The organism is Shewanella sp. 10N.286.45.A1 (assembly GCF_041470405.1).
GTDB lineage: Bacteria > Pseudomonadota > Gammaproteobacteria > Enterobacterales > Shewanellaceae > Shewanella.
Window position 1 is genome coordinate 1 of sequence record NZ_JBFRMK010000252.1, and the last position, 578, is coordinate 578.

Annotated in this window: 1 protein-coding gene; it reads left to right on the forward strand. The window is 35.3% G+C overall.

The features are described from left to right. Positions 1–217: 217 nt before the first annotated feature. Positions 218–578: PleD family two-component system response regulator (locus tag AB4238_RS17360; protein WP_372034571.1), on the forward strand; the 361-nt coding region annotated here is incomplete at its 3' end.

The window sequence follows — 578 nt, forward strand, 5'->3', positions numbered from 1 at the left end:
AAGCATTTGACCCGTTCAGCACGAGTACAAGTAGATTAGTGTAGTATTTCGCATATTTAGCTAGATGTCGTAAAAATAAAGGGCTTTCACACTGATTATCTAGCTATAAAAAACGAGTTATTTAGCCACTTAAGCCCTTTTAAAATTAGCCACTAACAGATTAAAATGATACGGTAAAAACTAAATCATTAGATATGAAATAAAGGTAAATCTGACTATGGAAAAACCCAAAATATTAGTGATTGATGACGACCCAATCTGCTCAAGCCTTTTACTGTCAATTTTAGGTGATGATTATCATGTCACCACAGCTAACTCAGGCATTCAAACCACAGAACTTGCCACCAGTTTGCAACCAAACTGTATTTTCCTCGACATTATGATGCCAGATAAAAATGGTTATCAAGTGCTAAAAGACATCAGGGATAATGACTTAACTCGTGCGATCCCAGTCATTATTATTAGTAGCTTAAATGAAAATTCAGATGAAAACTTAGCATTAAGGTTAGGTGCTCAAGATTACATCTTTAAGCCCATCACCCCTGCTGATGTTTACAGCAAATTGAAAAAACACCTTG